The 22,343-nt window shown below is 51.1% G+C and carries 23 protein-coding genes; 17 read left to right on the top strand and 6 right to left on the bottom strand.

The features are described from left to right. The first annotated feature begins 226 nt into the window (after positions 1-226). Positions 227-958: a FadR/GntR family transcriptional regulator gene (locus AC27IB_RS02965; RefSeq protein WP_487118803.1), complete on the top strand. Its 732-nt coding sequence runs from the start codon at positions 227-229 to the stop codon at positions 956-958. A gap of 70 nt (positions 959-1,028) precedes the next feature. On the opposite strand, the gene hslO is transcribed toward AC27IB_RS02965, so the two are convergent. Both hslO and hslR read right to left on the bottom strand, forming a co-directional pair. Further along, a complete protein-coding gene (gene hslO, locus AC27IB_RS02960; protein WP_487118801.1) occupies positions 1,029-1,928 on the bottom strand; it encodes an Hsp33 family molecular chaperone HslO in 900 nt (299 codons plus the stop codon). Between the two features lie 28 nt (positions 1,929-1,956). After that, positions 1,957-2,355 (bottom strand): ribosome-associated heat shock protein Hsp15, encoded by a 399-nt coding sequence (hslR, locus tag AC27IB_RS02955; RefSeq protein ID WP_296053482.1) that lies wholly within the window; start codon positions 2,353-2,355, stop codon positions 1,957-1,959. Positions 2,356-2,494: 139 nt separating this feature from the next. On the opposite strand from hslR, the gene gspC reads away from it, so the two are divergent. The 13 genes from gspC (at position 2,495) to AC27IB_RS02890 (ending at position 14,872) form a co-directional block, all read left to right on the top strand. Next, on the top strand, positions 2,495-3,463 hold the full coding sequence (gene gspC, locus AC27IB_RS02950; RefSeq protein WP_296053480.1) for a type II secretion system protein GspC: 969 nt from the start codon (positions 2,495-2,497) through the stop codon (positions 3,461-3,463). 60 nt (positions 3,464-3,523) lie between these two features. Beyond that, positions 3,524-5,560: a type II secretion system secretin GspD gene (gene gspD, locus AC27IB_RS02945; protein WP_487118798.1), complete on the top strand. Its 2,037-nt coding sequence runs from the start codon at positions 3,524-3,526 to the stop codon at positions 5,558-5,560. Beyond that, on the top strand, positions 5,557-7,116 hold the full coding sequence (gspE, locus tag AC27IB_RS02940) for a type II secretion system ATPase GspE (protein WP_296053477.1): 1,560 nt from the start codon (positions 5,557-5,559) through the stop codon (positions 7,114-7,116). Before gspD ends, gspE begins: the two co-directional genes overlap by 4 nt. Beyond that, on the top strand, positions 7,116-8,339 hold the full coding sequence (gene gspF, locus AC27IB_RS02935; RefSeq protein WP_487118796.1) for a type II secretion system inner membrane protein GspF: 1,224 nt from the start codon (positions 7,116-7,118) through the stop codon (positions 8,337-8,339). Before gspE ends, gspF begins: the two co-directional genes overlap by 1 nt. Beyond that, the gene (gspG, locus tag AC27IB_RS02930; protein ID WP_105933058.1) at positions 8,339-8,776 is read left to right on the top strand and encodes a type II secretion system major pseudopilin GspG; all 438 of its coding nucleotides are present in this window, start codon (positions 8,339-8,341) and stop codon (positions 8,774-8,776) included. Before gspF ends, gspG begins: the two co-directional genes overlap by 1 nt. Before the next feature lie 15 nt (positions 8,777-8,791). Continuing rightward, positions 8,792-9,454 (top strand): type II secretion system minor pseudopilin GspH, encoded by a 663-nt coding sequence (gene gspH, locus AC27IB_RS02925; RefSeq protein WP_487118794.1) that lies wholly within the window; start codon positions 8,792-8,794, stop codon positions 9,452-9,454. Then, positions 9,445-9,831 (top strand): type II secretion system minor pseudopilin GspI, encoded by a 387-nt coding sequence (gspI, locus tag AC27IB_RS02920; protein WP_487118792.1) that lies wholly within the window; start codon positions 9,445-9,447, stop codon positions 9,829-9,831. Before gspH ends, gspI begins: the two co-directional genes overlap by 10 nt. Further along, positions 9,831-10,445 (top strand): type II secretion system minor pseudopilin GspJ, encoded by a 615-nt coding sequence (gene gspJ, locus AC27IB_RS02915; RefSeq protein ID WP_296052387.1) that lies wholly within the window; start codon positions 9,831-9,833, stop codon positions 10,443-10,445. The genes gspI and gspJ overlap by 1 nt, the downstream gene beginning before the upstream one ends. Continuing rightward, positions 10,442-11,425, top strand: a complete 984-nt coding sequence (gene gspK / locus AC27IB_RS02910) for a type II secretion system minor pseudopilin GspK (RefSeq protein WP_296052385.1) — start codon at positions 10,442-10,444, stop codon at positions 11,423-11,425. Before gspJ ends, gspK begins: the two co-directional genes overlap by 4 nt. Further along, positions 11,425-12,630, top strand: coding sequence for a type II secretion system protein GspL (gene gspL, locus AC27IB_RS02905; RefSeq protein ID WP_487118789.1), 1,206 nt, complete (start codon positions 11,425-11,427; stop codon positions 12,628-12,630). The genes gspK and gspL overlap by 1 nt, the downstream gene beginning before the upstream one ends. After that, positions 12,627-13,103 carry a type II secretion system protein GspM gene (gene gspM / locus AC27IB_RS02900; RefSeq protein ID WP_296052379.1) on the top strand — a complete coding sequence of 159 codons (477 nt, stop codon included), beginning with the start codon at positions 12,627-12,629 and terminating at the stop codon, positions 13,101-13,103. The genes gspL and gspM overlap by 4 nt, the downstream gene beginning before the upstream one ends. Further along, positions 13,100-13,861, top strand: a complete 762-nt coding sequence (locus tag AC27IB_RS02895; protein WP_487118786.1) for a type II secretion system protein N — start codon at positions 13,100-13,102, stop codon at positions 13,859-13,861. Before gspM ends, AC27IB_RS02895 begins: the two co-directional genes overlap by 4 nt. 63 nt (positions 13,862-13,924) lie before the next feature. Continuing rightward, positions 13,925-14,872, top strand: a complete 948-nt coding sequence (locus AC27IB_RS02890) for a sulfotransferase (RefSeq protein WP_487118784.1) — start codon at positions 13,925-13,927, stop codon at positions 14,870-14,872. Here the strand turns inward: AC27IB_RS02890 and yjjX are convergent. Both yjjX and yrfG read right to left on the bottom strand, forming a co-directional pair. After that, positions 14,844-15,374 (bottom strand): inosine/xanthosine triphosphatase, encoded by a 531-nt coding sequence (yjjX, locus tag AC27IB_RS02885; RefSeq protein ID WP_487118782.1) that lies wholly within the window; start codon positions 15,372-15,374, stop codon positions 14,844-14,846. The two genes, AC27IB_RS02890 and yjjX, sit on opposite strands and share 29 nt — an antisense overlap. A gap of 14 nt (positions 15,375-15,388) precedes the next feature. After that, complete coding sequence (gene yrfG / locus AC27IB_RS02880) at positions 15,389-16,075, bottom strand: GMP/IMP nucleotidase (RefSeq protein WP_487118780.1); 687 nt, start codon at positions 16,073-16,075, stop codon at positions 15,389-15,391. A 68-nt stretch (positions 16,076-16,143) separates the two neighbouring features. Here yrfG and nudE point away from each other — a divergent pair, with 68 nt between their 5' ends. From nudE to AC27IB_RS02865, 3 genes are read left to right on the top strand one after another with little or no spacing between them, the layout of a single operon-like run. Next, the gene (gene nudE, locus AC27IB_RS02875; RefSeq protein WP_296052369.1) at positions 16,144-16,716 is read left to right on the top strand and encodes an ADP compounds hydrolase NudE; all 573 of its coding nucleotides are present in this window, start codon (positions 16,144-16,146) and stop codon (positions 16,714-16,716) included. After that, positions 16,709-17,527 (top strand): 3'(2'),5'-bisphosphate nucleotidase CysQ, encoded by an 819-nt coding sequence (cysQ, locus tag AC27IB_RS02870; protein ID WP_487118778.1) that lies wholly within the window; start codon positions 16,709-16,711, stop codon positions 17,525-17,527. Before nudE ends, cysQ begins: the two co-directional genes overlap by 8 nt. Positions 17,528-17,542: 15 nt before the next feature. Beyond that, entirely contained in the window at positions 17,543-18,115 is a 573-nt protein-coding gene (locus AC27IB_RS02865; protein WP_487118776.1) for a YceI family protein, read from the top strand. 32 nt (positions 18,116-18,147) lie between these two features. Here the strand turns inward: AC27IB_RS02865 and AC27IB_RS02860 are convergent, their stop codons facing one another. Both AC27IB_RS02860 and AC27IB_RS02855 read right to left on the bottom strand, forming a co-directional pair. Next, positions 18,148-21,360, bottom strand: coding sequence for a M1 family aminopeptidase (locus tag AC27IB_RS02860; RefSeq protein ID WP_487118774.1), 3,213 nt, complete (start codon positions 21,358-21,360; stop codon positions 18,148-18,150). Further along, the gene (locus AC27IB_RS02855) at positions 21,360-22,211 is read right to left on the bottom strand and encodes an ABC transporter ATP-binding protein (protein WP_487118772.1); all 852 of its coding nucleotides are present in this window, start codon (positions 22,209-22,211) and stop codon (positions 21,360-21,362) included. Before AC27IB_RS02855 ends, AC27IB_RS02860 begins: the two co-directional genes overlap by 1 nt. Between the last annotated feature and the right edge of the window lie 132 nt (positions 22,212-22,343).

Here is a 22,343-nt window from a genome sequence, read left to right as displayed (position 1 = left end):
CAATGCATTAACAAAGCATTAATCAATTGAAAACAAAACGTCAAACCAATACAATAAAAATGGTCAACCAAAAAATCTTAAAGCACATTAAAAAAGCGTAACCAGAAAGCTAAATTGAAGAATAACTTCTCACCAAGCCTGTGCTATAAGCGCTTATAAATTGTATGACATTTTGGTAAAAAGATAAAAGTGGTATGACCAAAATTTACAGAACAGGTATTTATGTATGACTTCCCGGCGACTATTCTGGAATATTGTTGATAAAATAGAGTTATTGATCGATCAAGGCGTTTACTCGGCAGGCAGCCGTTTACCCCCGGAGCGAGAGCTTGCGGAGATGTACGATGTTAGCAGACCCACGATACGGGAAGCCATCATAGCTTTAGAGGTAAGGGAGAGGGTTGAGGTAAAGACCAGCTCCGGAGTCTACGTTACGCAAACCCAGCGCGCAGAGTCGGGCACAAAAACCATTAGTGCCTTTGAACTCACTCAAGCCCGCGCCCTGGTGGAAGGCGAAGCAGCTGCACTGGCCGCGCAAGCTATTTCTAATGATGAGTTACTCGCTCTTAAAAACACCATAGAAGACATGCAGGACGCTAATAAAGCGGAAGCTGCCGACCAACAATTTCACGAAATCATTGCCCGGGCAACCCGCAATGGCGCGGTGCTCCAGTGTGTTGAAGACCTATGGCGGTTACGGCGCACGGACCCCTTTATCATCGAAACTTACCAGAACATATGTTCTGGCAATAAAGCCCACCGAATTACTGAACATGCAGAAATTTATGCGGCTATCGCTAAAAAAGATGCGGCTCAGGCAAGGCGTGCAATGCACAAACATTTCGATCGCTTAATCAATGCTTTATTCGATGCCAGCGAGGCTAAGGCCATGGAGGAAATAAAGCGGAAAACCGATGAAACCCGTGATTTGTATTCGCTGGCTCATCTGCGGCAATAGCGATTTACTTATTGTTATTCCGCTTTGATTGGTTGGTGACGGCGTCTGGAAGACGCCATCGATAAAGCGCTTATTGCGAGGCATCCGGTGCGTTGCTATAGCCACTTTTTAACGCTTCCACATCAATTTCATCAAAGCGGTACTCCGTGTGGCAGTACTGGCAATTCATGTTAATTGAACCTTCTTCCTTAACAATGGCCAGCAATTCCGCTTTATCGATATTTCGCAGTGCTTCCGCGCTGCGCTCACGGGAACAAGTGCAGGCAAAGGTAACCGCTTCCGGCGCATACACCTCAACAGTTTGTTCGTGATACAAACGGTACAGTACGTCTTGCGCAGGCAGCGCGAATAGTTCTTCGGCGGTCATGGTACCGGTTAATGTACACAAATGCTCAAACTCGCTGTCAGCGGTCACGTTGGTCGCTTCACTGCTGGTTGGCACCACCTGCAAAAACATCCCCGCGACTTTTGGCGCTTCTTTCTCCGATAAATCAGTATGGATGAATACACGGGTCGCCAACTGCTCTGAGCGTTCGAAGTAATCCTCGATACAGCCGGCCAGCGAGCCTTTATCCAGTGCCACAACGCCCTGATAACGTTCACCTTCGATGGGCGTGATGGTGATCACCAGCACCGCATTAGCCACCAGTTCGGCAAAACTTGCGGTCGACAAATCAGCCTCTTCATCCCAGCGGGCGACGCCCCGTAAGGCCTGTTCATGGTTGGCATTCACCACTGCATAGCGAACCTTCCCCTGACTTTGAATTTGCAGGCCGACTTCCCCCTCAAACTTCAGCGTTGCAGTTAATAAACTGGTAGCCGCCGCCATTTCCGCCAGTAATTGTTGAATCGCCAGCGGGTAATCGGTGCTGTGAATAATCGGCTTTAAGGTGTCCTGTAATCTTACCAATTCACCACGCACGCTGGCATCAGTGAATAAATAACGGTGTAACTGATCAAACTGATTCATGGTATTTCCTGTCTTCTCACCAGTGCTATCACTGATGTTTAAATTTAATTAGTTCGCGGCGCTGTTTTTTATCCGGTCGGCTCTCCGGTCGCGGATTATGGAAGCTCTGCATTTTTCGGGCTTCCTGATTATGTTCCCTCTTCGCGATACTCTCCGGTGTCTCTTCATATAATAGCTGAGCATCTTTTGCGGGCAGGCGCTTCTCTGCAACCGCCAGCACCACCAGGTCTTTAACGTCCCAGCCGGCAGGCACCCGAATGGCCGCGCCGGGCTCAACAATTTTACCCGGTTTGCTTTTTTGCCCGTTATAGTGAACTTTTCCGGCCTGGATCAGGTCTCTTGCCAGTGCACGTGTTTTGGTTAGCCGCGCCGCCCAGATCCACTTGTCTAACCGAACTTTTAGTTCGTTGGTTGCATCATTCGCCATCGGTTTTTCTCATGCGTTTACTTACTAAACTGTAATATAATTTTAACCTGATCGGATTAATGTTGTTGCCCCCGCGCAGACTAGGCTATGATGGAAACGTTTTTTCGCGGTTATTTGTTCACCAATTAGTTGTTTTCAGATGATATTAAATCAAACCAGCTTACAAAATTTACCGGCCGTTTTTAGCGCCCACCAACCTCGCATTCGTCTCGTGGTAGTGGTGCTATTGTGCCTGTATCTCATCGCTTTTGCTGCTGACATCACCTGGAAACTCATTCCCGAGCCAAACAGCAATGCCAGCCTGACCGGGCTCAATACCGCAGGCGCTCGCGCCGGCGGTTCATCATCTGATCCCCAACGTGGGGTCGATATCTCCCAAATACAACGCCTGAACTTATTTGGCGAGGTAAATAAAGCTGCCCCGGCGCCCGTGCAGGAAACCATTACCGATGCACCGGAAACCCAGTTGAATCTGGTGCTGTCCGGTGTGGTCTCAACGACCGCCGAAGATCAGGGTACAGCCATCATTGAGAACCGCGGCAAACAGGCGACCTACGCCATTGGCGAAAAAATTGACGGCACCAACGCCACGCTTTCACAGGTGCATACCGATCGCGTGATTATTAAAAATGGCGGTCGTCACGAAACACTTATGCTCGACGGACTGGATTTTACCAAGCGCCGCGCTTCACAACAATCACCGGTTACCGGTACGGTGAGCCGACGGAATAATCAAAACAGTGCCACCATGGGCAGAATTGATAACAGTCCCCAGCCTGCCAGAGAGCTTAGCGATGAGGCCGTTGCCGCCACCGAGACGCTGCGGGAAAGCCCATCCAGTTTTATTGATTTTATTACGGTCACCCCGGCACTCGAAGGGGGCCAAATGGCCGGCTATAAAGTGAAGCCGGGTAAAAACCCCAGCTTATTCGAGTCGGTAGGACTCCAAAACGGCGATATTGTTATACAGATCAACGGATTGGATTTAACCGATCCGGCTCAGGCCAGAGAAGCCATGGGCGAATTAAGAACGGCGCAGTCTATTGAGCTTACAGTGACCCGCGAAGGCGAGTACATTACACTGTACCTGGATATGCCAGAGCAATAATTTAAGCAAGTAAAACAGGAATTAAACATGAGGCGAGTTGGTCGAACCTGGTTGACCCGAATGAGCGTAGCAATCTGCACCACATTAGTGTGTATGCAGGCCGCGGCAATCGATCGTATGCCCAAATTTCAGGATACGGATATCAACGAATTTATTACGATTGTTGGTAAGAATCTGCAGAAAACCATCATTGTAGACCCCAACGTGCGGGGCAAAATCAGCGTTATCAGCTACGACATGCTGAATGAAGAACAGTATTACCAGTTCTTTTTAAACGTGCTGCAGGTGTATGACTTTGCCGTGGTTGAAATGCCCAATGGTATTTTAAAAATCGTTCGCTCCAAGGATGCCAAAACGTCCAATATCCCGGTGGTTGAGAATGCCAACCTCGATGGTGACGAAATGATCACCCGGGTTATTCCGGTGTATAACGTACCGGTTCGTGAGCTGGCGCCAATTTTACGCCAGCTAAACGATCAGGCCGGCGGCGGTAACGTAGTGAGCCACGATCCATCAAATGTGATGATGCTCACCGGGCGTGCAGCCGTGGTTAACCGTCTGGTAGAAATTATCGAGCGGGTTGACCGGGCCGGCGACGAAGAAGTGGATATTGTTAAACTGCAATACGCCTCAGCATCAGAAATGGTGCGCATTATCGAAAGTATCAATAAGTCACAGGGCAAACAGGCTGCTGGCGGTAAAAGCGAGCCGCGCGTAGTTGCCGATGACCGCACTAACAGCGTCATTGTAAGTGGCGACTCCAAAGCCCGTAAGCGGCTGATTAATCTAGTTCAGCGCATGGATCAGGAGCTCGAAACCAACGGCAATACACGGGTAATCTTCCTCAACTACGCCAAAGCGGAAGACCTGGTTAAGGTGCTGCAGGGCGTGAGCGACAGTATTCAGGCGGAAGAAACCACCGGTGCCGGCAATGCCAGACGTTCTTCGTCTAACCGCAATGTCAGCATCGATTCACACGAAGACTCTAATGCACTGGTGATCACCGCTGAGCCGGACATGATGCGTTCGCTGGAAGAAGTTATTCGACAGTTGGATATTCGCCGTGCCCAGGTACAGGTAGAAGCCATCATTGTTGAAATGTACGAAGGCGATGGCACCTCACTGGGCATGCAGTTTGTGTCAGAAGCGGGCGGCGGCACCCAGTTTAATAACGGTGTGGTACCTGTTGGCGCGCTGGGCGTAGCCCTGCGTCAGGCCGAAGATCAGACAACGCAGTCAACTTATGTTACCGCTAACGGTGAAGTGGTTACCACGCAGGATACTACTCAGGGTGATTTCACTACACTGGCCAGCCTGCTGGGCAGCGCCAATGGCTTAATCGCCGGTATCGTAGAAAACGGCTGGGGCGCGGTCATTCAGGCGGTCAGCAACGACACCAATTCCAATGTTCTGGCCACGCCGCATTTAACCACCATGGATAACGAAGAAGCGTTCTTTATTGTGGGTCAGGAAGTGCCTATTATTACCGGCCAGACCACCGGGGCGAATAACTCCAATCCGTTCCAGACTGTCGACCGTCAGGAAGTGGGTATTAAGTTGCAGGTTACCCCGCAAATCAACGAAGGCAACGCCATCCAGCTGACCATCGAGCAGGAAGTCTCCAGTGTTTCCGGCGCCACAGCAGTGGATATTTCCATCAATAAACGGCAAATCAAAACCACGGTCATTGTGGATGACGGCGGTACCATTGTGCTTGGCGGTCTGATTGACGAAGATATTCAGGAAAGTGAGTCCAAGGTACCGTTACTGGGTGACATCCCGATTCTTGGCCACCTGTTCAAATCGACCAGCAGCAGTAAGCGTAAGACTAACCTGATGGTATTCCTGCGCCCCAAAATCATTCGTGACGGCGTTACGATGAATGAAATCAGCAAGCGCAAATACAATTATATTCGTGCCGAGCAATTAGATCGTCAATCGCGGGGTGTAGCGTTAATGCCGCGCACCGAAACGCCAGTGCTACCTGAGTGGAACGAGAGCCTGGCACTGCCGCCGACCTACGAAGACTATCTCAAGCGTCGCGAAGAAGAAGAGGCTCAACAGAAAGCCAAACAAGCCCAGGAAGGCAACGAATGAACACCGAAACGCAGCAGCCCGAACTTACCGAATCAGTAGCCAGTGTCGCTGCTGAATCGGCAGAAGAGCTGTTACCGGAAGAAGCCGTTGACGAACAGCAACTGCCGTTTGGCTTTGCCAAGCGGCACAAGGTGTTGCTGGAACTCAATCAGGATCCGGCTTTGCTCTACCATACCAGCGACACGCCGCTGGAGATTTTCAGCGAAGTTCGCCGTTATCATGCCGGTGCGCTGATTTTAAAAGAGCTGCCACAGGATCAGTTTGAGCCTTTGTTGACCCAGGCCTATCAGCGGGACTCCTCGGCGGCCAAGCAGTTGATGGAAGACCTCGGCAATGAGAGTGATTTATTCTCGCTGGCAGAGGAGCTTCCCGATACCGAGGACCTGCTCGACAGCGAAGACGACGCGCCCATTATTAAACTGATTAATGCGATGCTCGGTGAAGCGATTAAAGAAGGCGCTTCGGATATTCATATTGAAACCTTTGAGAACCAACTGGTTGTGCGTTTTCGGGTAGACGGCGTGCTACGCGAAATACTGCGGCCAAACCGCAAGCTGTCTTCGATGCTGGTGTCGCGAATAAAAGTAATGGCCAAGCTCGATATCGCTGAAAAACGGGTACCACAGGATGGCCGTATTACCCTGCGGATAGCCGGCAGGGCCGTTGATGTGCGGGTATCCACCTTACCTTCCAGTCACGGCGAGCGGGTAGTGCTGCGTTTACTCGACAAAAATAATGCACGACTGAATTTAGCTGATTTGGGAATGACCCAGGTTAATCGCGACCATTTCTCCACCTTAATTCGTAAGCCGCACGGTATTATTCTGGTCACCGGACCAACTGGCTCAGGTAAAAGTACCACGCTCTATGCCGGCCTGACCCAGATTAACTCCAAAGATCGCAACATCATGACGGTGGAAGATCCCATCGAATTTGATTTACAGGGGATTGGTCAGACACAGGTTAACCCTCGGGTCGAAATGACTTTTGCCCGCGGCCTGCGTGCCATACTCCGCCAGGATCCAGATGTGGTAATGGTGGGTGAAATCCGCGATATCGAAACCGGCCAGATTGCCGTGCAGGCCAGTTTAACCGGCCACCTGGTATTATCGACCCTGCACACCAATACAGCGGCAGGTGCCATAACCCGGCTTGAAGATATGGGGATCGAACCCTTTCTGTTGTCATCAAGCTTGCTGGCGGTGCTTTCCCAGCGCCTGGTGCGCACGTTATGCCCGGAATGCAAAACACCTCACACACCGGGCGAGCAGGAAGCGCAAATACTCGGTCTCAATGACAATACCAGCGTAGTGATTTATTCGCCGAAGGGTTGCGCAGCCTGTAACCAAACCGGCTACCGCGGCCGAACCGGCATCCATGAGCTACTTATTGTTGACGAAGCTGTGCGTACCATGATGCATGAAGGCAAGGGCGAACAGGCAATCGAGAAATATATTCGCCAGACCACCCCGAGTATTCGTGAAGACGGTTGTCATAAAGTACTCAGCGGACAAACGTCTCTGGAAGAAGTACTGCGGGTTACCCGGGAGGATTAATGGCCGCTTTTGCATACAAAGCCATTGCCGCCAACGGGCGCAATAAAAGTGGCGTTCTGGAGGGCGATAACGCCCGGCAAATCCGCCAGCAATTGCGGGAAAAAGGCCTCGTGCCTTTGGAAGTGGAACAGGTTGCCGAAAAAAGCGCGAAACAATCGTCATCCGGATTCCAGTTATTTCGCCCGCGAATTTCAGCCAGCGATTTGTCGCTGCTTACCCGCCAGCTGGCAACCCTGGTTGAATCCGCCCTGCCCATTGAAGAAGCTTTGCTGGCCGTCGCTGAACAAAGTGAAAAACCCCGTCATAAAAATATGATGATGGCGGTCCGCAGTCGCGTGGTGGAAGGCTACACCCTGGCCGACGCACTCAGCGAATTTCCCAGTGTGTTTGACGATTTGTACCGCGCCATGGTGGCCGCCGGCGAGAAGTCAGGTCATTTGGATACGGTATTAAACCGGCTTGCCGATTATACCGAGCGGCGTCAGCAAACCCGCAGTCAGGTTATTCAGGCATTGATTTACCCCGCTATCATGATGTTTTTTGCCATGATGATCGTAGTGGTATTGCTAACCGTGGTAGTACCTAAAATTGTTGGTCAGTTTGATCATATGGGTCAGGACCTGCCAACTATCACCACAGTGCTGATCACCATTAGTGAATGGATGCAAAATTACGGGCTGTATTTATTCATTGCCATATTGCTGCTTATTGTTGTGTTCCAGCGTCTTATTCAGCAGCCCGCTATTCGTCTGCGTTATCATCGTGCACTGCTCAAAGTACCCATGATTGGTAAAGTCAGTCGGGGGCTCAATACGGCCCGCTTCGCTCGAACCCTGAGTATTCTTACCGCCAGTGCAGTGCCACTGCTCGAATCAATGCGTATCTCAACAGACGTGCTGCAAAACCTGTATATTAAAGAACGCATTGCTGAAGCCGCAGTGCATGTAAAAGAAGGGTCCAGTTTACGGGCCGCACTGGACAATACCCGGATTTTTCCGCCGATGATGATGCATATGATTGCTTCGGGCGAACGCTCAGGAGAGTTACAACAGATGCTTGGCAGGGCTGCCGATAATCAGGACAGGGAATTTGAGTCGCTTATCAGTGTCTCACTAAAGGTGTTTGAACCTTTGCTTATTGTAACCATGGCGGGCGTGGTGTTATTTATCGTCATGGCCATCATCCAACCAATTCTGGCATTAAATAATATGGTGAATGTGTAATGAAAATGCTTAAACGACAGTCGGGATTCAGCTTAATCGAAATTATGGTGGTGCTGTTAATCATTGGTATTCTCGCCTCAATGGTTGCACCGCAAATCCTCGGTAATCAGGAGGAAGCTCAGCTTAAGAAAGCGGCGGTGGATATTCAGCAACTGGAAAGTGCACTGGAAATGTACAAGCTGAAAAGCAACCGTTTCCCTACCACTGAACAAGGCCTTGATGCCCTGGTCAGTGCGCCGACCCTGGATCCTATTCCGCGTAATTATCCGGCAGATGGTTACATCAAGCGTCTGCCTGATGATCCATGGGGTAATCCTTATGTGCTGATCAGCCCGGGAGAAATGGGCACCATCGATATCTTCTCGAATGGACCGGATGGTGAACCCGGCACCGACGATGATATTGGTAACTGGAACATCAATGATTATCTGAACTAGGGTATAGCGCTTTTTATGCGTGCACCAGGCCGTCACCGGCATAGCTTCGCTTTGGCATCGTTGGCGGCCAGTCGCCAGCGTGGCTTTACGCTGCTTGAAGTTATGCTGGTGTTACTGTTAATGGGCCTGGCAGCTGGCTATGTTATCTTTAATGCGTTCTCCACCGATCCGTCAGAACAACTTGAGCGTGAAGCCCGGCGGCTGCAGGTAGTCATTGATATGGCCAGTGACTATGCGGTACTCAACCAGCAGCAACTGGGCATCTTTGTTGACCAGGAAAACCGCACATATAGTTTTATGCAACTCAACGAAGAGGATGAATGGCAATTCATTGAAGGCAATGCCCTGTATGAGCCGGTAACCCTGAGTGATCCTTTCTTTTTTACCCTTAACCTCGATGACTTACCCTGGCAAACCGAAGACCGGTTGTTTGATCGGGAGATGTTCGACAGTTCACTGAGCGTAAACGACAAAGATATTGAAATTGGTGAGGAAGAGGCGCCGCCACCACCGCCGCAAATCCTGATTATGTCGAGCGGGGAGATCACCCCTTTCAGCCTGGTATTTCATTACGAACCCGAATTCACCAACGACCTGCCGGCTTACTATGTATTAAACTGCGAAGACATGCCGCCGCTCGAGCTACTCGGCCCACTGGAGCGACCAGAATGGGATTAACCAGCAAGCAACAAGGCATGACTCTCCTTGAAGTCATGGTGGCGTTATTTATTTTTGCCATGACCGGTGGCGCCATTATGAAAGCGGCCTCGGAACATCTTAACGGCGTTGGCCAGATTGAAGAAATTACCATTGCCACCTGGGTTGCCAACAATCAGTTAAATGCACTCCAGTTGGAGCGTCCCTGGCCGTTAAAAAATAACCGCAAGGGGCGGGCCGAGATGGCTGAGCGCACCTGGTACTGGAAGCAGGTTGTTAAAGACACCGGCGACAGCGATTTTAAGGCCGTAGAAGTGAGCGTTAGCCTCGACGAGGATTTCAACGATACCATCACCACAGTGATCACCTACTTTGCCAAACCAGCGGAGAGCAGCTGATGAGCAATCGCGGTTTCACACTCATTGAAATTCTTATCGCCATGGCGATTTTTGCCATGTTAGGGCTGGCATCTACCGCATTACTGTCCACCGTAATCGACAGCGACGAACTCTCCAGCGAAAAGTTTGCGCGGTTACAACAACTGCAACGCTTTATGATGATCCTCGAGCGGGATGTCCAGCAAGCAATGCCTCGTGCCGTGCGCATGGAAGGGCAGCAAAATAGTGTGGTCATGCGAGGCGGAGAAGAAACCGACGACAGCGACGCCGGAGGCCTGGCCTTTGTGCGCGGCGGCTGGCACAACCCAAAGCTGGCCCTTCCCCGCAGTACATTACAGGGCGTGGCCTACCGCCTGCGCGAAAATAAGTTAGAGCGTCTGAATACGGTTTATGTCGACAGTGTGCTGGGCACCGAACCCAAGGTCAGGGAGATCCTCGACAACGTGACGAACTTTACCGTCGAGTTTAATACTGGCGGCAGTGAAACCGGCGAAGCCGCGTGGCATGACAGTTACCTCGGCGAAACCCTGCCAAAAGGCATCAGAATTACGATTACGCTGGCTGACATGGGTGATATCCAGCGGGTGTTTGCGCTTACGGAGCAGTCCTCATGATGGCGGGCAGGCAACGTGGCGCAGCGCTATTAATTGTGCTGATGGTAGTCGCTCTGGTGGCTATCCTCGCTTCAGAGATGGGGGCCAGACTGCAACTGCAAGTACAGCGTGCCAGCAATATAAAAAGCAGTAATCAGGCATACTGGTACGCCAAAAGCGCTGAAGAGTACGCCCGCATGTCACTGATAACACTGATGGAAGAAACCGGCGATAAAATCACCCTGAATCAGCCCTGGGCACAGGCCTTCGAATACCCTATGGAAGAAGGCGGTATCAGCGTTAACCTGGAAGATATGCAAAGCTGTTTTAACCTCAACGCACTGCCTAACGCCAACCAAACCAATGTCAACGGCCAGCAACCCACAGAAGCCATGAACGCATTTGGCCGCTTACTGCAGTTGAGTAATCAAGAGATCCCCAGCTTTACCGTAGATACGGTTAGGGACTCACTGGCAGACTGGCTTGATACTGACGATCGTATGCGTACTTACGGAGCGGAAGACAGCGAGTACGCGTCCCGGGCTTTTCCTTATCTGGCCGCCAACAGTCAGATGAGCAGTCAGTCAGAGTTGCGCCTGGTTAATGGGGTGGAAGCTGAATGGCTGGAAGATCTGCTGCCTCAGGTTTGTGTGATCCCCGATAACGACCAGCTAGTGATCAATGTAAACACCCTGAGTGAAGAGCGTGCGCCGGTGTTGGCAGCCTTAACCGGGCTGAGCCTGTCTCAGGCGTCCTCGGTGATCGCCGCCCGCCCGCTGGACGGCTGGGATGATGTAAATACATTTTTAGCTGAACCGGATATTGCAGCATTGAATTTGCAACCGGAACAAACTCAATGGTTCAGTGTAACCACAGAGTATTTTATTTTACATACCAAGAGCCGTTACAATGAAGCAACGTTTGCCATGACAACCGTGTTAAACGCCGCCTCATCAGGCAAAATAGCGGTGTTGCGCCGCGAATTTGGAGTCATAAAGTAATGGAACAGTTAGTTGTTAGGCTGGGCACTAACCTACACGACCCGGTGCACTGGGTGGTATGGTCTGCCCAGAGCCAGGACGTTATAGCCAGTGGCGAGTTAGCCGGTGCCGATGCCCTCGACAGCCTTACCGAGCGCACCAGTTTACGCCGGGCAATCGTGCTGGTACCGGGCGCTGATGTGCGCCTGTGCAACGTTACTCTGCCGGGTAAAGTTAACCGCAAGCTACAAAATGCCATTCCGTTTATGCTGGAAGACGAGCTGGCCGAAGATATCGGCGAGTTATTTTTTGCTATGGGGCCGTCACGGGGTTCAGAGCAATCGGTAGCGATAGTCAGCCACCGGCAAATGGAGAAATGGCAGGGCTGGCTGGCGCAGGCCGGGTTGGCCGCTGATGTGATCCTGCCTGATATTCTGGCATTACCTTATGACGAAGATAACCAGTGGGTAGCACTGGCTCTGGGAGAGCAATTATTAGTTCGCCAGGGAAACTGGCAAGGCATGCAGGGAGAGCAGGCATTTCTGACCGGTGTGCTGGCATTGCAGGCTAAAACGCAGCCCGAACCGGTTCGCCTGAGCGCACTGACCGATATCGACCTTCACGCGGTACCGAATATTCATCAGGACGCCAATAACGACGACCTACCAGCAATTGGCGTTCTGGCCAAACATGTGGGCAAAGCGTCTTTTAACTTGCTGCAAGGGCAATACAAGCCCAGGAAACAACATAGTCAGGCATGGCAGGTCTGGCGTGTCCCGATGATTTTGCTGGCTCTGGTTATCGTTTTGACCATTGGCGATAAAACGTTAAAACTCAATCAACTGCAACAGCAAAATGCCGACCTCACAGCACAAATTGATAGTCTGGTACAGCAAGGCTTTCCGGATATCGGCACATACCGCAATGTGCGCCTGAAAGTGCGACAGGAAATGCAGCGTCTGGAACAGTCCGGCGACGGCAGTTCACTGCTGGTGATGCTATCGCAACTGAACACGGCTTTTGCTACATCACAAATCACGCCACAAACACTCCGCTTTGATGCTAACCGTACCGAAATCCGTATGCAGGCACAGGGCAAAGACTTTAATGCATTGGATACGTTTAAACGCAGCGCAGAGGCCGCAGGCTTCACTGTTGAACAGGGCGCCATCAATAATCGCGACGACACGGTCATTGGCACCATGAATATCCGGGGAGCCTCATGAACGCTTTAAAGCAGAAGTTTACCGCTCTGACAGAACGAGAGCAGCGCCTGGTAGTACTATCCGGCGTGGTCATTGTACTTGGTATTTTTTACTGGGGTTTATGGGCACCGCTTAATCAAAGTATCAGTCAGCAGAGCCAGTTACTGGAAACCAATAAAAAGCTGGTTAGCTGGGTAGAAGAACAAAGTCAAAAAGCAGCTCAGCTACGTCGCACCCAATCCGCGCCGAAACGTGTTTCAGGGTCGTTGCCACAACTGGTAACCAGTACAAGTAGTAACCACTCACTGTCTATTTCACGCATGCAGCCGCAGGGCGATGAGATTCAGGTTTGGATTGACGAAGCGCCGTTTAACAACCTGGTTAGCTGGTTGAATGAATTAGAAACCCGGGGAATAGTGATTGAACAGCTCGACGTTGCTGAAGCCAATACGCCGGGGATTATTAAAGTCAGACGTTTGGTACTAACAAAATGATGGGCATTAACTGGCGCTGGCTGTCAGCCGGTATTTTTCTCTATCTGTGTTTACTGGTTGCTTATCTGCCTGCTTCTCAGGTGGTCAGCCGGATAGACCTGCCAGGCAACATTAAAGTGGGTAACGTGCAAGGTACCCTATGGCAGGGTGAGGTCGACAGGGTGGTGGTCAATAATATTCCGATTAATCAATTGAGCTGGGATGTTTCGCCGTGGGCGCTGTTGACCGGTCAGCTGTCTGTTGAGCTCGATGCGGGTAATATGCGCGATGCCGCATCTATTGCTTTTAACGGGCCGCTTAGCATGAGTCTTTTCGACTTTCAGGCCCTCTCTGCCGAAGAGTTTTTACTGTATTTACCGGTTGACCGTGTGCTTTCTGAAGTACAACTTCCGCTGCCGGTGAACGCCGGAGGCCGTTTCCGGGTGAATATAGAAACACTCAGTTATTCTGCTCAGGGCTGCGCCCAAATGATGGCTTATGGCGACTGGTTAAACGCACGGGTAGCCGGCACCCAGGGACCAATCGAGTTAGGTACCTTTTCAGCGCAAATCCTTTGCCAGAATGAACAAATTGTGATTAATGTAGAAGAGCCCAATGCCTTTGGTCTGAGTATGCAGGCATCAGCCCGCCAGGATTTTTCAGAGTTAAAGGTAAAAGGACAGTTCAAACCCGACCCGTCACTTCCTCAGGAAGTCCATGAGGCAGCCTTGTTTTTTGGCCGCCCGGATGCAAACGGTTACACTCAGTTTGAGCTTTGAGCGGCTGTCTTTTTTGGGCACAACATTCATCAATTTTAATTTTCATGGAAGGTTTGGAAAAACATGGCCAGCGATAAGCCAATTCTGGTTACAGGATCCCATCGTTCAGGAACAACATGGGTAGGCAGAACACTGGCGGAAGCCGGTGATATTTATTATGTGAATGAGCCGTTCAATGTGGACTTCCCGTTGGATGGCACCCACCTCAAAGTAGAAACCTGGTTTGCTCACTTCGCTTCTTCCCATCAACAAACGGCTATCCATAATGCAGTGTCCACTACCATTAAATGGCCAGCCTGGCGTTACGCATTGCAGGTTTGCCTTGATAATGGGATGGATATAAAAACACCTGGTCGCTTTGCTAAATACTTTTCGATGCGATTGTTTAAGCAAAGAATGTTGTTTAAAGACCCGCTGGCATTGTTATCCTCAGACTGGTTCCATAAGGAATGGGGCGCTGAGGTAGTGGTGATGATCCGCAACCCGTTTGCATTTTCTGCCAGCCTGAAGACGGCAGTCTGGGCATTTGATTTCCGTCATTTTGCACGTCAAAAGCCATTAATGGAGAGTCGCTATAAAGGTTACCAAAGTACAATAGATGAATTGGCAGAGCACCCTGAGCGCTTTTCGTTTATTGAAAAATCCGCCTGGCTTTGGGTACTTCTACACGAAATTATTCGCCAGTATCAGCAGGAATACCCGCACTGGCAATATTGTTATCACGAAGAAATAAGCCTTGACCCGCTCTCCGGATTTTCTGAGTTGTTTGATGCACTCAACTTACCTTTTACGGCCGCAACAAAGGCGTACATTGAAGGAACAACCAGCTCCGGCAACCCTTCAGAAGCCAAAGGTACCAGCTTTCAGGCCCGCGACGCGAAAGCGAGCCTGGACACCTGGAAAAAACGTCTGACCGATAAAGAAATTGAAACTGTCTCCACCATTGCTGCACCTTTGGGCAAACATTTTTACCCTGAGATGTTTACGTCAAAAACAACGGCAGAAAATTAAATTTTGCCATGGTCAGGATGATGGCCAGTTCATAAACACTCTGGCGGGTGGCCAGATGGTGGGTAAGCAAGCCAATAGCACCGCCTTTTTGTTTGATGTTTTGGGTATCAAACAGCTTATCCATCACGCTACCCAACTCTTCACCGGCAGCCAGCGACTCATAAACCGAACCGGGTAACGGAAGGTTAGCGCTGCGTCCAACTGACCACTGCTCGCCATTACAAATAGCCACATACGCAAAGGTCGCCGGGCCATCAGTAAAGTTATCAACGCCGCCTTCTATGGCCACATACCAGTCTGCCTGATGGGCAGCAAGACAGGCTTTTACACGGTTTACCGCCCCCAAACGGGTCTCGGCTTCAGTCATAGGTTGATCAGCCACCAGACTGGGCGCATCCACACCAATGACGACCAATTCCTGTTCAGCGCCCAGGACTTGTTGCAGGGCGACACGACTGGCATTTACCTTGACCGGGTTTCTGGAGCCAACAACTATTTTCATTCCACCGTTTCCGTTTATGCGTTTTCAAAAGGGTTATTAGTAATATCATCGATTATGGTGCGGTAATCGCTGATGGCCGGATAGCCTTCAACCTCCCGAACGGGTTGCTTACTGTCGGGATTTTTCACCGCCAGTACATGCCCAACGCCGAAGGTTTTAGCCGCTTCCAGAATATTAAGACTGTCATCGACAAAGAGTGTGGTGGCCGGATCGAAACCCAGCCGCGCCTGTAAAGCATGCCATAACGCCTGAGATTCTTTAGTAACGCCAAATTCGTGGGTGGAAATAAGCGTATCAATGTGCGAATCGAGCTTGGTATGCTCAACTTTTAACGACAAGCTGCCAGGATGCGCATTGGTTACCAGTACCACTTCGCGGCCACTGTTATGCAGGGCATCCAGAAAAGGTAGGGTATCGTCACGCATCGCAATCAGATGCTCAATCTCCCGCTTGGCCGCCACAATATCCATATCGAGATGTTTCGCCCAGTAGTCCAGACAATACCATTCAATACGCCCACTCACTCGTGAATAGTGCTCATGCATCTCCTTGCGGCAGTCAGCCAGAGAGCGGCCACTTTTCTCGGCCAGCTTTTTAGGCAGGTGCTCCAACCAGAACTGATTATCAAAGTGGAGGTCGAGTAAGGTACCGTCCATATCCAGCAAGACGGTATTGATTTCTTTCCAGGGCAGAAATGGCAAGCGCTTTTCCTCTAAATACGTTAACCTTAAGTTTGACAATATGATAACGAAAGACTGACCCAAACAACATGAGCAATATCGATAAGGACAAAACGCTTCCGCAAATCCATCAGCGCGAAATTGTGGCTGAAAGCCGCTTTTTCAGGGTTGAGCGTGTAGATTTGGAGTTTACCAATGGCGCAACCCGTCAGTTTGAGCGTATGGCAGGTTATAGCCGCGGTGCAGTAATGATTGTTGCTGTTCAGGATGGCGACTTCTTATTAGTTAGAGAATATGCGGCGGGTACCCATACTTACGAACTGGGTTTCCCCAAGGGCCTTATCGACCAGGGTGAAAGCGTTTTAGAGGCAGCAAACCGAGAGCTGAAAGAAGAAGCCGGTTTCGGTGCGAAACAACTCGAAGCCATCCACAAAGTGAATATGGCGCCGACGTTTTTTAATGCTCAAATGAACATTGTTATCGCCCATGATTTATACCCCGAAAGCCTGCCTGGCGACGAGCCGGAACCACTCGAACTGGTACGCTGGCCAATAGCCCGGGCGGAAGAGCTGCTGGCTCGCGAAGACTTTATTGAAGCGCGATGTATTGCCGCGCTGTTTCTTGCTCAAAAGTGGTTAAAGGAGCATCCAGACTATGCCTGATAATTCTGATCATGATTTACTACAGATAGCCAAAGACGCGGCCCTGGCGGCTGGCGAAGCGATCATGCGGTTGTATGATGTGGGCGACTTCGAAAGCTTTCAGAAAGCCGACGAATCACCGGTTACCAGCGCCGATTATAAAGCCAATGAAATTATCACTGAGCATTTAACCCGGTTGGCACCAGATATTCCTATCCTGTCAGAAGAAACCAAGCATGCCAGTCTGGAAGAACGCAAAACCTGGAAGCGTTACTGGTTAATCGATCCGATTGACGGGACACAGGAATTTATCGCACGCAGCGGCGATTTTGCCGTGAATATCGCGCTGATTGAAGACAACAAGCCTAAGATAGGGGTGATCTTCTGGCCGCCCGGACAAAGCCTCTACTATGCTTTAACAGGGCATGGTGCTTATAAAGATTCGCCTGAAGCCAATGGCCGGATTAGCGTACGCAAACTGGATGACCCGAACAACAGTGTGGTGGTTCTGGCTATCAGTCGTCGCCAGCCTCGGGAACGAGTCATTTCTAAACTCTGCGCCAAACGGGTGTACCAAACGCTGCCGTTAGGCAGTTGTTCGCTGAAGTCCTGCTTTATTGCAGAGGGCAAAGCCGACGTGTTTATGCGTTTAGGCGTTACCGGAGAATGGGACACCGGCGCATCGCAGTGCATCGTCGCGGAAGCAGGTGGTGCCATCTATGCTGCTGATTTTGAGCCACTTAGCTACAATCAGCGTAATACTCTTGAGAACCCGGACTTTATAGTACTGGGCGATCAAAATGTGCCGTGGCGGGACATTATTCAATATTAGGGAGTAAGTGTTTTTATGCTAAAGCAATCATTAGTTCTTCTCAGCAGTTTACTGGTAGCACCGGCCTTTGCCGCCTGGACAGTTGCACCAGAGCAATCCAGCCTGCACTTTATGTCGACCAAAAATGCCCAGGTAACCGAGGTGCATGCCTTCGAGGAGCTCTCCGGCTCAGTGTCAGACAACGGTAAGCTGATGATTGAGGTGCCACTTAGTTCAGTCAACACCAACATTCCTATTCGTAATACACGGATGCAGGAAAAGCTGTTTAATGTAGCGAAGTTCCCGGCAGCCACTTTTACTGCCGACGTGCCATCTGAGTTAATCAAACTCAAGGCGGGCAGCAGTACTACTGCAAAGGTTAACGGCACGCTATCACTCCATGGTGTGGAAGCGCCGGTCAGCTTTAATGTAAGCGTTAGCAAGTTGTCTGCCGATACGCTGGTAGTAAGCACGGTATCGCCCACCCTGATTGGCGCAGAAACCTTTGGTTTAACGGCCGGGCTGGATATGCTGCAAAACATTGCAGGCTTAAAGAGCATTACTCAAACGTCACCAGTCACCTTTTCTGTGACCTTTGAAATGGAATAAGCCTTGGGCTTAATCCCATAAAAAAGGAGCAGTCATCTGCTCCTTTTTTGTTTCAACAAACCCTTTACGTCCTTCTCCAGCAGTAGTTGCTTTACCTCCTCGTGATATTGAGCATCAGTTGAAGCCAGCAACCGCGTAACAAAATCCATCGAGGTAACACTTTTTCGGCCCGGAGCGTTCTGCTCCAGTAACTGTTTCAAGACATTGACCATAGGCTCATCGCCGACCAATTCCCGCAGCCGGGCAAATACCAGGGTGGCTCTGGCATACACATCCGGCGAACTGGTGGCATCAATAATGGCTCTGGTGGCTGTTAACCGTCCCCGCAAAGCGTGCTTATAGCGCTGCCGCTCATAGTCCACCAGCGATTGCATGGCCTCTTTACCGAAGCGCCGCTCAATCAGCACCAGCTCGGCGTATTTCGCCAGCGATTCTATTAAAAAAGAACCATCAGCCTCCACGCCATAGCCAATCTGATGGCCAAACCACTGATGGGCCACTTCATGCGCGGTACGCCGATAACGTTGATCAAAACCCGCAGTGTCTGCAGGGCGGGCGCGCACGGCAAGCCGATGAGACATTAAAATAACCTGCGGCAGTGCATAACCACTGAGGCCGAATTCTGGCGTAAACAGCAAGGATAACTGCTTGTAAGGATAGGGCGTAAGGTGAGCAGAAAACCAATCCAGAGTATCGGTGACTGCCTGCAAATGGACCACCTGCGAGGCAGCTGGTTGACTGCTCTGCTGGTTATCGGTCAGGCCTGTAAGGTGGATATCCACTTGCTGACCACCCGCCTCAACTTTATGGGCCGTACTCGTTTGCCTGGTGGCCAGCCAAATCGGAATGTTGCGAACAGGCGTGGCGGCAATAAATTCAACATAGCGGCGCGCTGAGTCCAGCCACTGTTTAACCCGCTCTCCCTGCGCATGCACGGTGTGCGAAACCGGCGATGAGACAATACTGCGAATCGTCACCGGGTGCGACTGGATTATAGTTGGCGGGGCGGCATCAACAAAAGTACTGGGGAGGGGCATCTGCAGTGTCGGCAAACCAAACTCGGCTCTGAGTACGTCATCCCGCAACGTGTACTGACGATTAAACCCAATGTTAGGTAATAAAGGAATACCACGCAGGTAACTGTATTCCGGCAACAGAATTTGATGTCCGACAGGCAACCACATACGCGCCCCGTTGACCACAATGTCAGCCTGTAAACTCAGTGTTTGCCCCGGCAACAAGGGCGATGCCAGTGTAAATACAGACTGCTGTAAGCGAGTGTCCTGAGTCTTCAACTGCCCCGGGCTGAGCACCAATTTATTGGCTTTAAATCCCGGATAGCTGCCTACTAACACTTCGTTAATGGCCTCATCAGTCAGGTTTACCAGTTGCATGGTCAGTTTAACCGTCGCCTGGCGTTGCTCAGGAAAAAAATCCACCTGGGCATCAATGTGCCGAACAACTGGCTGAGCGCGCTGCGACCAATGCCCGAACTGCTTTTCATACTCAGCACGTAAGGCATACCTGTCATCCGGGGTCATGTGGGGGCGCTCCTGCTGTAGCAACAGGTGAAAGCCCAACAACATTATGCCTGCCACGCCCATAGCTACCCAGCCGTAACATGGCAGCGTGCGCCAGGGCCGCAACACAAAACCCGTCCCCCGATGCGTTTTAGTGATCGCCAGGCACACTCCGCAAACAGCAACGGTCAGCCACATTAACAGGTAGCGCCAAAAGGTATGCTCGCTGCGCGCAAACCCGATTAAATAGTCGGCGGGCTGTAACGGCGTGCCGGCAATATCCAGCAAAGGGTGTGAAATGCCAGCCAGAGTGAGTAACGGCGTAAATTTAACGACCAGCAATAACAAACAAATGCCCCCCGCGCCTAAAGCACTGCGACACACGTGATGAATAGCCAGGCACAGCCAGCCGAACAGCAAAACAGGCATGCCGGTCATAGCCAGCAAACGCAAATAAGCCACTGCATCAGGGAGACTACCGGCCAGTATCTGTGCCACCATCACAGCAATAGCCGTTACACTCAGTAGGGTGGCCCAGGCGATGCACAGCGCTAAACACTGAGCGGCCACCAGTTGACAGCTGGTTGCCGGGGTCGCAGCAATCAACTCTGCAGCACCGGTGCGCTGATTTTGCCAGCCCAGTTGCCAACTCCATAACGCCATGAGCACACAGCCAGCAAAGGGCAACATATCCCACACCACCCGATTCAGTGCATCAATGCTTAGTGGGGTGAGCACCGCATGTGGCTCAGCATAATCGATGGCGGCGAGAACCTCTGAAAAAATCGCACCGCCGTAGAGACTGAGAACCAGTAACATTACGCGGTTTAACAGTAGTGTTTTGGTTGCGGCCATAACCAGTGTGTACAAAGGGTGGTATAAGATAGCCGCGTTGGGGGAGAAGTGAGGACGGGTAGCCCGCCTCTTAATAAATGGCCACTTTATTTGCTTTGCCAGTGAATTAACTGCGCGGCGAGTATTCAGTGCGAGCCACACCAACACCAGGCTCATTCCCAGCCAGGCCAGGCGATTGAACACTATGGTCACATCCACAAACCAGTGTGTCTGGCCGCTGGAAAATTGCTCGAAAACCGCTGTAAAACCCAGCGGGTCCATGACCAACATGGCATCATATACAGCCGGATGGATGATGCTACTGCCGGCCAGAACCGGCGACCCCGTAACGGAGGCCAGCATGACATAACCTATCCACACCAGCGCGGAAAAAGCATAAACCGGCAGCGCAGTATTGATCCGCTGAGCAATGAGTAACGCGGCAGCGCAATACAGAAAGCATGCCGGCGCCACAATAAACAGCCCGTTTTTAAGTGCCGTGTGGATTATCCCGGCATCAAACAACGGATGCTGACTTAACATCAGCAGCTGCAACACTGAGCCGCATAAACTAATCACCGCCACCAGACTCAGAAAGGCCACAAATCGGTTAAGCCGCAGGGCAAACTGACTCGCTCTGGCCGCTCCAATTAACTCCTGCATATTGTAGAGCCTGTCTCGTTGCAGCAAGGGCGGTGTCAGTGCCGCCACGACGACAGGCAAAGCCAGCATGACCACCGTAATGTTCAGCATCGTCAGCCGTTTAGCCAGATGCAAATCGGCTACGGTGAGCCCCTGAACCAACAACGCAGACAAACCGGGCAAGCCCAGCGCACATAGCCACACCAGAGGCTGACGCACATACAAACGCCATTCGTTACTGACAAGCATCAGTTGGTCTCCCGATTGGCGAGTTCGAGAAAGTAGCGGTCTTGTAAGGTTGCCTGACAGGCACGTGCATCATCGGCGGGTTTTTTATGATGGTAAACCCGCCATACCGACTGACCGAAATGATAACGCTCTCCCAACAGCACACCAGTTGAGGGCTTTGCCGGGGTTTCCCACACGTTATTCAGCATCGGTGCAATAAGTGCCGGCATGGCGCCACTGTCGACGATAGCGCCCTGCATCATAATGGCCGCATGGGGGCAAAGGTGCTCGATGTCTTCCACAATATGTGTAGAGAGCAACACTAATTTATGCTGACTCAACCGGATCAGCACACTATGCAAACGCTGACGTTCCTGAGGGTCGAGCCCTGCCGTGGGCTCATCCATAATTAATAACTTTGGGTCGCCCAGTAATGCCTGGGCAATACCAAATCGCTGGCGCATGCCGCCGGAAAATGTACTCACGCGCTTTTTGGCAAACTCCGTGAGATTGGTCAACGTGAGTAATTCTTCAATTTGCTGTGCTGCCTGCACGCGGGGGATATGCTTGAGTGCAGCAATATGGTGAAGTAATGCCAGGCAACTCATGTGCGGGTATACGCCGAACGACTGTGGCAAATAACCAAGCTGTTCTCGCAATCGTTGTGGTGATTGCTGAACATCCGTGTTGTTAAACGTTATCTGGCCACTGTCCGGGGCCTGTAAGCAGGCCACTGTGCGCATTAAACTTGATTTACCCGCGCCGTTGGGGCCGAGCAGACCGACCATCCCCGATGGCAGGGTGAGTGAAATATTATCCAGGGCTTTGGTGCCGTCAGAGTAGGTTTTAGACACCTGGTTCATGGTGAGCATGTGGTCATTATCCTGTGATTCGAGACTGACCACACCCTAACGCGGCGTTTCAAAGCGCAACAGCGAGCAATGACAAAGCACGCCATTGCCGTGACAAAAGGCATTACTGCACAAGGTTTTACTTTCATCATT

Source organism: Alteromonas sp. 4NH20-0104 (assembly GCF_057547795.1).
Note: the sequence above shows the minus strand (reverse complement) of the source record. Positions and strands in the feature narration are given on the sequence as shown.

What these genes read in the sequence shown, in the direction of transcription:
- gspJ (WP_296052387.1), top strand. Translation starts at nt 9,831, where the DNA reads ATGAGCAATCGCGGTTTCACACTCATTGAAATTCTTATCGCCATGGCG.
- gspF (WP_487118796.1), top strand. Translation starts at nt 7,116, where the DNA reads ATGGCCGCTTTTGCATACAAAGCCATTGCCGCCAACGGGCGCAATAAA.
- AC27IB_RS02855 (WP_487118772.1), bottom strand. Translation starts at nt 22,211, where the DNA reads ATGCTCACCATGAACCAGGTGTCTAAAACCTACTCTGACGGCACCAAA.
- AC27IB_RS02865 (WP_487118776.1), top strand. Translation starts at nt 17,543, where the DNA reads ATGCTAAAGCAATCATTAGTTCTTCTCAGCAGTTTACTGGTAGCACCG.
- hslR (WP_296053482.1), bottom strand. Translation starts at nt 2,355, where the DNA reads ATGGCGAATGATGCAACCAACGAACTAAAAGTTCGGTTAGACAAGTGG.
- cysQ (WP_487118778.1), top strand. Translation starts at nt 16,709, where the DNA reads ATGCCTGATAATTCTGATCATGATTTACTACAGATAGCCAAAGACGCG.
- gspD (WP_487118798.1), top strand. Translation starts at nt 3,524, where the DNA reads ATGAGCGTAGCAATCTGCACCACATTAGTGTGTATGCAGGCCGCGGCA.
- AC27IB_RS02890 (WP_487118784.1), top strand. Translation starts at nt 13,925, where the DNA reads ATGGCCAGCGATAAGCCAATTCTGGTTACAGGATCCCATCGTTCAGGA.
- gspK (WP_296052385.1), top strand. Translation starts at nt 10,442, where the DNA reads ATGATGGCGGGCAGGCAACGTGGCGCAGCGCTATTAATTGTGCTGATG.
- gspM (WP_296052379.1), top strand. Translation starts at nt 12,627, where the DNA reads ATGAACGCTTTAAAGCAGAAGTTTACCGCTCTGACAGAACGAGAGCAG.
- hslO (WP_487118801.1), bottom strand. Translation starts at nt 1,928, where the DNA reads ATGAATCAGTTTGATCAGTTACACCGTTATTTATTCACTGATGCCAGC.
- nudE (WP_296052369.1), top strand. Translation starts at nt 16,144, where the DNA reads ATGAGCAATATCGATAAGGACAAAACGCTTCCGCAAATCCATCAGCGC.
- yjjX (WP_487118782.1), bottom strand. Translation starts at nt 15,374, where the DNA reads ATGAAAATAGTTGTTGGCTCCAGAAACCCGGTCAAGGTAAATGCCAGT.
- gspE (WP_296053477.1), top strand. Translation starts at nt 5,557, where the DNA reads ATGAACACCGAAACGCAGCAGCCCGAACTTACCGAATCAGTAGCCAGT.
- AC27IB_RS02860 (WP_487118774.1), bottom strand. Translation starts at nt 21,360, where the DNA reads ATGCTTGTCAGTAACGAATGGCGTTTGTATGTGCGTCAGCCTCTGGTG.
- gspC (WP_296053480.1), top strand. Translation starts at nt 2,495, where the DNA reads ATGATATTAAATCAAACCAGCTTACAAAATTTACCGGCCGTTTTTAGC.
- gspH (WP_487118794.1), top strand. Translation starts at nt 8,792, where the DNA reads ATGCGTGCACCAGGCCGTCACCGGCATAGCTTCGCTTTGGCATCGTTG.
- AC27IB_RS02895 (WP_487118786.1), top strand. Translation starts at nt 13,100, where the DNA reads ATGATGGGCATTAACTGGCGCTGGCTGTCAGCCGGTATTTTTCTCTAT.
- gspI (WP_487118792.1), top strand. Translation starts at nt 9,445, where the DNA reads ATGGGATTAACCAGCAAGCAACAAGGCATGACTCTCCTTGAAGTCATG.
- gspL (WP_487118789.1), top strand. Translation starts at nt 11,425, where the DNA reads ATGGAACAGTTAGTTGTTAGGCTGGGCACTAACCTACACGACCCGGTG.
- gspG (WP_105933058.1), top strand. Translation starts at nt 8,339, where the DNA reads ATGAAAATGCTTAAACGACAGTCGGGATTCAGCTTAATCGAAATTATG.
- AC27IB_RS02965 (WP_487118803.1), top strand. Translation starts at nt 227, where the DNA reads ATGACTTCCCGGCGACTATTCTGGAATATTGTTGATAAAATAGAGTTA.